The sequence below is a fragment of the Azospirillum humicireducens genome (genome assembly GCF_001639105.2).
GTDB lineage: Bacteria > Pseudomonadota > Alphaproteobacteria > Azospirillales > Azospirillaceae > Azospirillum > Azospirillum humicireducens.
Map to the genome: position 1 here is coordinate 86,010 of NZ_CP028902.1, position 7,238 is coordinate 93,247.

At 66.3% G+C, this 7,238-nt stretch carries 6 protein-coding genes and 1 pseudogene; 3 read left to right on the plus strand and 4 right to left on the minus strand.

What is annotated here, in order from left to right; translation table 11 throughout:
- Window positions 1-136: 136 nt before the first annotated feature.
- The 4 genes and pseudogenes from A6A40_RS15050 to A6A40_RS15065 form a co-directional block, all read right to left on the minus strand.
- Window positions 137-573 (minus strand): annotated as a pseudogene (locus A6A40_RS15050) (ATP-binding cassette domain-containing protein); the annotation flags it as partial.
- Between the two features lie 318 nt (window positions 574-891).
- Window positions 892-1,434, minus strand: a complete 543-nt coding sequence (locus A6A40_RS15055) for a hypothetical protein (protein ID WP_108546753.1) — start codon at window positions 1,432-1,434, stop codon at window positions 892-894.
- 105 nt (window positions 1,435-1,539) lie between these two features.
- Window positions 1,540-2,301, minus strand: a complete 762-nt coding sequence (locus A6A40_RS15060; RefSeq protein WP_108546754.1) for an ABC transporter permease — start codon at window positions 2,299-2,301, stop codon at window positions 1,540-1,542.
- Window positions 2,298-3,224, minus strand: a complete 927-nt coding sequence (locus A6A40_RS15065) for an ABC transporter ATP-binding protein (protein ID WP_108546755.1) — start codon at window positions 3,222-3,224, stop codon at window positions 2,298-2,300. Before A6A40_RS15065 ends, A6A40_RS15060 begins: the two co-directional genes overlap by 4 nt.
- A 413-nt stretch (window positions 3,225-3,637) precedes the next feature.
- On the opposite strand from A6A40_RS15065, the gene A6A40_RS15070 reads away from it, so the two are divergent.
- From A6A40_RS15070 to A6A40_RS15080, 3 genes are all read left to right on the plus strand, one after another.
- A complete protein-coding gene (locus tag A6A40_RS15070; protein WP_108546756.1) occupies window positions 3,638-4,519 on the plus strand; it encodes a formate/nitrite transporter family protein in 882 nt (293 codons plus the stop codon).
- 205 nt (window positions 4,520-4,724) lie between these two features.
- Window positions 4,725-6,002: a phosphopyruvate hydratase gene (gene eno, locus A6A40_RS15075; protein WP_108546757.1), complete on the plus strand. Its 1,278-nt coding sequence runs from the start codon at window positions 4,725-4,727 to the stop codon at window positions 6,000-6,002.
- Between the two features lie 419 nt (window positions 6,003-6,421).
- Window positions 6,422-7,238, plus strand: an 817-nt coding sequence (locus A6A40_RS15080) for a bifunctional enoyl-CoA hydratase/phosphate acetyltransferase (protein WP_146191584.1), incomplete at its 3' end; no start/stop codon positions are given.

Below are 7,238 nucleotides of genomic sequence, written 5' to 3' on the forward strand. Positions count from 1 at the left end.
ATGGGCAGACATGGTGGGAAGGCTCCGGTCGGTGACACCGTGCGGCGGGAGGGCCGCAGCGTGTCAACACCGCCAACTCCCTCCGGTTGCCTACCCTTCAGTCTAGTTCTACTGTGTCATAAAGTGCGCAGTTGGNGCGATCAGCACGCGCCGCTTCATGCCGCCGGACAGCGCCATGACCTTGGTGTCCTTCTTGTCCCACAGGGACAAATCCTTCAGGATCCTCTCGATCACCGCGGGGGCGGGCGGCTTGCCGAACAGGCCGCGGCTGAAGCTGACGGTCGCCCAGACGCTCTCGAACGCCTCTGTCGTCAGTTCCTGCGGAACGAGTCCGATCAGGGACCGCGCGGCCCGCCAGTCGCGCATGATGTCGTGGCCGTCCACCGTAACGCTGCCGGCCGTCGCCCGGACAATGCCGCAGACGATGCTGATCAGTGTCGTCTTGCCGGCGCCGTTCGGCCCCAACAGCGCGAAGATCTCGCCGCGGCGGATGTCGAGATCGACGCCCTTCAGGGCCTGGAAGCCGGATGCGTAGGTCTTTTCCAGCCCACGGATCTCAATGATTGGCTGCATATCTCCCCTCGGCTTGCGAATGCGCCGGGTGCGGGCGCCATTGGAACGGGCGCCAGCATAGCGTCTGTGGCGCCTTGCCGCACCCGCGTTACCGGTAACTCACTTCACCGCACCGCGTCTCGTCCCATGCGGGCCAAGCCTTCCGCCCCGCCCCGCCTCCCAGGCATGATGTAGCAACACTACAGCCAGGTTTTATGACACAGTAGAACTAGTCTGAAGTGCAACTGTTCTTCGCAGCCCCCTCGACGACCTGGCCGCGCTTGGTCCGTCTGAAGCAGGCAAAGCCGACGGAAGCCCAGCACCGTGCCCTCATGGCTGTCACAGCACCATGAGGAGGGCCGGGACACCGGCCAGAACGGCGCCCTGGGTGCCACCCCACAGCGTGCTCTCCTGGGCCAGCCCGCCGCCGGACTTGCGGATATGGACGATCGCGCAATAGAGGGACGGAACGAGGGCGGTCAGCGAAAGCCACAGCACCCAGTCCGGGGCTTCCCCGATCACGACCGCCGGCGCCAGCATCAGCAGTGTCCGGCCGATTCCGGACAGACCGTCGGCGATCAGTCCGTGCCATCCCCGCGCCGGCCGTCCGCTGCGGCAGGGCAGCAGAATCAGCCCGCCGATCAGTGCGGCTGCGGTGGCCGCACCGATCAGCAGCGCCGACTGCATCGGCAGAAGAAGCGACCAGGGAGCGGTGGTGAGCAGGGTGGCCGGCAGCCCCCAGAGCAGCAGGCGCATCCACATGTCCGGCTGCCGGTAGACCGTCCCGAGAAACAAGCCTCCCAGCACACAGCTGGCGGCCGTGAGCAGACCGGCCGTGATCAGCAGATAGTCGATCAGGAACTGCTCGCTCAGCATCACCATCGAAGCGCTCTCCGTCTGTGCCGACCGGCCACAGTGGTGGGCCGCCGCAAGCCGCGTCAACCGAAATGCGGTGCTTCAGTCATCAACGGCCCACGATTGCCGGCATCAGTTCTTCAGCTTGTAGCCGGTGCGGAAGATCCACCAGACGATGGCGAGGCAGATCGCCATCACGAGTGCGACCATGGCAAGGCTCAGTGCGACGGGCACGTCGGCGGCGCCGTAGAAGCTCCAGCGGAAGCCGCTGACCAGATAGACGACCGGGTTGAACAGGGTGACGGTCTGCCAGAAGGGCGGCAGCATGCCGATCGAATAGAAACTGCCGCCCAGGAAGGCCAGCGGCGTGACGATCAGCATCGGCACGATCTGCAGCTTTTCCCAGCCGTCAGCCCAGATGCCCAGGATGAAACCCAGCAGGCTGAAGGTCACCGACGTCATCACCAGGAAGGCGACCATCCAGACCGGGTGGGCGATGGAGAAATCCACGAACAGCCGGGCCGTCAGCAGGATCAGCGTGCCGAGGATGACGGATTTGGTCGCCGCCGCCCCGACATAGCCGATCACCGTCTCGAAGGCGGAGACCGGGGCCGACAGCAGTTCGTAGATCGTGCCGGAATAGCGCGGCATGTAGATGCCGAAGGACGCATTCGACACGCTTTCCGTCAGCACCGACATCATGACGAGGCCGGGGACGAGGAACGCGCCGTAGCTGACCCCCTCCACCGACGCGAAGCGTCCGCCGATCGCCGCCCCGAAGACGATGAAGTACAGCGAGGTGGAGATCACCGGCCCGGCGATGCTCTGGAACAGCGTGCGCCAGGTGCGGGCCAGTTCGAAGATGTAGATGGCCTTGATCGCATGCAGGTTCATGCCCGCTCCTTCACGAGGCTGACGAAGATCTCCTCCAGGGAGCTCTCCTCGGTCCGCAGGTTCGTATAGGTGATGCCGTGGTCGCCCAGCTTGCGCAGCAGCCCGGCGATGCCGGTGCGTTCGCCCTGGGTGTCGAAGCTGTAGACCAGTTCCCGGCCATCGCCCGACAGGGTCAGGGGATAGTCCGCCAGTTCGGCCGGGATGGAGTCCAGCGGCGACAACAATTGCAGCGTCAGCAGCCGCTTGCCCAGCTTTTCCATCAGCGCGGCCTTCTCCTCCACCAGGATGATCCGTCCGCCGGAGATCACGCCGATGCTGTCGGCCATCTCCTCGGCCTCTTCGATGTAATGGGTGGTCAGGATGATGGTGACGCCGCTGTCGCGCAGGCGCCCGATCATCTCCCACATGCCGCGGCGCAGCTCCACATCGACGCCGGCGGTCGGCTCGTCCAGGAACAGGACGCGCGGCTCGTGCGACAGCGCCTTGGCGATCAGCACGCGCCGCTTCATGCCGCCGGACAGCGCCATGACCTTGGTGTCCTTCTTGTCCCACAGGGACAAATCCTTCAGGATCCTCTCGATCACCGCGGGGGCGGGCGGCTTGCCGAACAGGCCGCGGCTGAAGCTGACGGTCGCCCAGACGCTCTCGAACGCCTCTGTCGTCAGTTCCTGCGGAACGAGTCCGATCAGGGACCGCGCGGCCCGCCAGTCGCGCATGATGTCGTGGCCGTCCACCGTAACGCTGCCGGCCGTCGCCCGGACAATGCCGCAGACGATGCTGATCAGTGTCGTCTTGCCGGCGCCGTTCGGCCCCAACAGCGCGAAGATCTCGCCGCGGCGGATGTCGAGATCGACGCCCTTCAGGGCCTGGAAGCCGGATGCGTAGGTCTTTTCCAGCCCACGGATCTCAATGATTGGCTGCATATCTCCCCTCGGCTTGCGAATGCGCCGGGTGCGGGCGCCATTGGAACGGGCGCCAGCATAGCGTCTGTGGCGCCTTGCCGCACCCGCGTTACCGGTAACTCACTTCACCGCACCGCGTCTCGTCCCATGCGGGCCAAGCCTTCCGCCCCGCCCCGCCTCCCAGGCATGATGTAGCAACACTACAGAAGCGCAACCGAAGCACGCATCACCCTCCTTTCCTTTGAAAATGCTTGTTTTCCAACTTGCCGCCCGCGTGCGCCCTGCGACGGAATTACCCAGGGGGCACGCTTGCGCGGGCTGCCCCGACAGGAGTATGTAGTAAAGCTACAAGGCGGGAGCGGAAACCGGCAGGGTCCGGGAGCGCTTTCCGCCGACGGGCCGGCACCGATGCGCGGCAGCAAGGACATCGACCGATGAACATGGACAGCAAGGACGTGGGGGGCTGGAGCCAGCCGACTCCGCAGACTCTCGACGCGCTGATGCCCGACGCCATCGCGCTTGCCGCCGAGAATCTCGGCGTCAAGAAGGCACATTACGACACCCCCACCCTGTTCGCCCTGGCCGTGCTGGCCGGCGCCTTCATCGCGCTGGGGGGCCTGTTCGCCACTGTCACCATGTCGGGGGCGGAGGGCATGCTCCCCTACGGCCTGACCCGGCTGCTGGGCGGGCTGGTCTTCTCCATGGGGCTGATCCTGGTGATCGTCGGCGGCGCACAGCTGTTCACCGGCGACGCGCTGATGGTGATGGCCTGGGCCAGCGGCCGGCTGCATGCCCGCGAGATGATGCGGGTGTGGACCACGGTGTGGATCGGCAACTTCGTCGGCGCCGCCGGCACGGCGCTGCTGGTCTTCCTGTCCGGGCAATACACCTTCGGGCACGGCGCGGTCGGCGCATCGGCGCTGTATTTCGCGGTGGCCAAAAGCTCGCTGCCGACAAGCCAGGCCTTCTTCCTCGGCATCCTCTGCAACGTGCTGGTCTGTCTCGCCGTCTGGTTGGCGCTGGGTGCGCGCAGCGTCGGCGACAAGATCCTGGCGATCACCTTCCCGGTCGCCGCCTTCGTCGCCGCCGGGTTCGAGCACTGCGTCGCCAACATGTATTTCGTCCCGCTCGGCCTGCTGATCGAATGGGGTGCGCCGGACAGCTTCTGGGCCGACCTCGGCCGCGCCGCGCCCTCGATCCCTGTCGGCCACTACTTCGTCAATCTCGCCGCCGTCACCATCGGCAACTGGATCGGCGGTGCGGTCATGGTGGGCGCCGTCTACTGGTTCATCTACCGCCGCCCCAAGCTGCGCTGAGCGGGGCCTAGATCGTCTTCCCACCCATCCCATTCTCAATCCGTCATCCCCGCCAAGGCGGGGGGCTCCAGGCAGCCTCGCCGGCTTCCCTCCGCATGCCCTGGAGTTCCCTTTCCGCAGGAATGACGGCCGAAATCGAAGCAGCCCTGTCGAAGCGGCCGTCTGCTTACCGAACAACCCCTCCACACACGGGATATCCCTTCCCATGAGCGTCATCACCGAGATTCACGCCCGCGAAATCCTGGACAGCCGCGGCAACCCGACCGTTGAAGTCGACGTTGCGCTGGACAGCGGCGCCTTCGGCCGCGCCGCGGTTCCGTCGGGCGCCTCCACCGGCGCCCACGAGGCGGTCGAGCTGCGCGATGGCGACAAGAGCCGCTTCGGCGGCAAGGGCGTGCTGAAGGCGGTCGAGTCCGTCAACGGCGAGATCTATGACGCGCTGGCCGGCCTCGACGCCGACGACCAGCGCGGCATCGACCTTGCGATGATCGACCTGGACGGCACCGAGAACAAGAGCCGCCTCGGCGCCAACGCCATCCTGGGCGTGTCGCTGGCGGTCGCCCGCGCCGCGGCCGAGGATGCCGGCCTGCCGCTCTACCGCTATGTCGGCGGCGCCTTCGCCTCGCTGCTGCCGGTGCCGATGATGAACATCATCAACGGCGGCGCCCATGCCGACAACCCCATCGACATCCAGGAATTCATGATCATGCCGGTGGGCGCCGAGACCGGCGCCGACGCCATCCGCATGGGCTCCGAGATCTTCCAGTCGCTGAAGAAGAAGCTGAAGGACGCCGGCCACAACACCAATGTCGGCGACGAGGGCGGCTTCGCTCCCAACATCGGCTCGACCGACGAGGCGCTCGGCTTCGTCATGAAGGCGATCGAGGCCGCCGGCTACAAGCCGGGCGACGACGTCATGCTGGCGCTCGACGCCGCCTCGACCGAGTTCTTCAAGAACGGCAAGTATGAGCTGGCCGGCGAGGGCAAGTCGCTGTCGCCGGAGCAGATGGTCGCCTACTGGTCCGATCTGGTCGACCGCTTCCCGATCATCTCGATCGAGGACGGCATGGCCGAGGACGATTGGGAGGGCTGGAAGGCGCTGACCGACGCCATCGGCAACAAGGTGCAGCTGGTCGGCGACGACCTGTTCGTCACCAACCCCAAGCGTCTGGCCCAGGGCATCCGCCAAGGTGTCGCCAACTCGATCCTGGTGAAGGTGAACCAGATCGGCACGCTGTCGGAGACGCTGGAAGCGGTCGACATGGCGCACAAGGCCGGCTACACCGCCGTGCTGTCGCACCGTTCGGGCGAGACCGAGGACAGCACCATCGCCGACCTCGCCGTCGCCACCAACTGCGGCCAGATCAAGACCGGCTCGCTGAGCCGCTCGGACCGTCTGGCCAAGTACAACCAGCTGATCCGCATCGAGGAGCAGCTCGGCGTCGCAGCCCGCTTCGCCGGCCGCGGCATTCTGAAGGCCTGATTTCCTGAGATCCGGAGGCCCCCTGCCCCGCGGCCGTTCCACCCCGCTCTCTCCCGCCCCCGGAGAAGTGACAAGGGCCGGAAGGGCCGCGCCCAAAGGGACTTCCAGGACGGGCGGCGAGCCGTCGTGATCGCTGAGATTGCTCGCCCTTGTGCCCCCTTCCCCCGACTCTCTCCCCGGGGGAAGGGGGGATCCCCGCCGAACCGCACCGCAGACCTGCGGCATAGTGTCAAGGACGGGGATTTCCGCTGGTTCCATGTTGCGATGCACATTTAATATATTAATATATCTAAGGTTCCCGCGCGGCGCAGAAAGCCGGCACAAGCTGGCAGCGGAACGTCTCCGATTTTCCAGGCGCTGCCCTGTCGGACCCCAAAACGGGCCGCTCGATCGACCCGGTCAACCGGAGTGTTCAAAAAATGCGTGCCAGTGGTGAAGCGTTCGGCAACGGCATCGGCGCCGTGGTCGAGAATGTGACCTTCGACGAGATTCAGATCGGCCAGACAGCCAGCCTTTCCCGTCAGCTGACGCTGATGGATGTGGAGCTGTTCGCGACCGTGTCGGGCAACATCAACCCGGCCCATCTCGACCCGAAATTCGCGGCTGACAGCCGCTTCCAGAAGGTGATCGGTCCCGGCATGTGGTCGGGCTCGCTGATCTCCGGCGTGCTCGGCACCTATCTGCCCGGCGCCGGGTCGCTCTATGCCGGCCAGAGCCTGCAGTTCCGCCGCCCGGTCGGTCTCGGCGACATCGTCACAGCCACCGTGACCGTGGTTGAAAAGCGCCCGGCGAAGAACGTGGTCGTCTTCGACTGCGTCTGCACCAACCAGGACGGCGAGGTGGTCGTCCTCGGCACGGCCGAGGTGATCGCTCCCACTCAGAAGGTCATCCGTCCGGCGCATGAGCTGCCGCAGATCCAGATGATCCGCCACGACAAGCACGACGCCCTGCTCGCCAAATGCGACGAGCTGCCGCCGGTCGTCACCGCCGTGGCCTATCCCTGTGACGCCAGCTCGCTCCAGGGAGCGGTCGAGGCCGCCCAGGCCGGCCTGATCGACCCGATCCTGGTCGGGCCGGAAGCGGTCATCCGCAAGGTCGCGGCCGCCAACGGCCTCGACATCGCTCGCTACCGCATCGTCGACGCTGCCCACAGCCGTGCGGCCGCCGCCGCCGCCGTGGCGCTGGCCCGCACCGGCGAGGCCGAAGCGGTGATGAAGGGCAGCCTGCACACCGACG

Coding starts and splice junctions, on each gene's coding strand:
- eno (WP_108546757.1), top strand. CDS start 4,725: ATGAGCGTCATCACCGAGATTCACGCCCGCGAAATCCTGGACAGCCGC.
- A6A40_RS15065 (WP_108546755.1), bottom strand. CDS start 3,224: ATGCAGCCAATCATTGAGATCCGTGGGCTGGAAAAGACCTACGCATCC.
- A6A40_RS15055 (WP_108546753.1), bottom strand. CDS start 1,434: ATGGTGATGCTGAGCGAGCAGTTCCTGATCGACTATCTGCTGATCACG.
- A6A40_RS15070 (WP_108546756.1), top strand. CDS start 3,638: ATGAACATGGACAGCAAGGACGTGGGGGGCTGGAGCCAGCCGACTCCG.
- A6A40_RS15060 (WP_108546754.1), bottom strand. CDS start 2,301: ATGAACCTGCATGCGATCAAGGCCATCTACATCTTCGAACTGGCCCGC.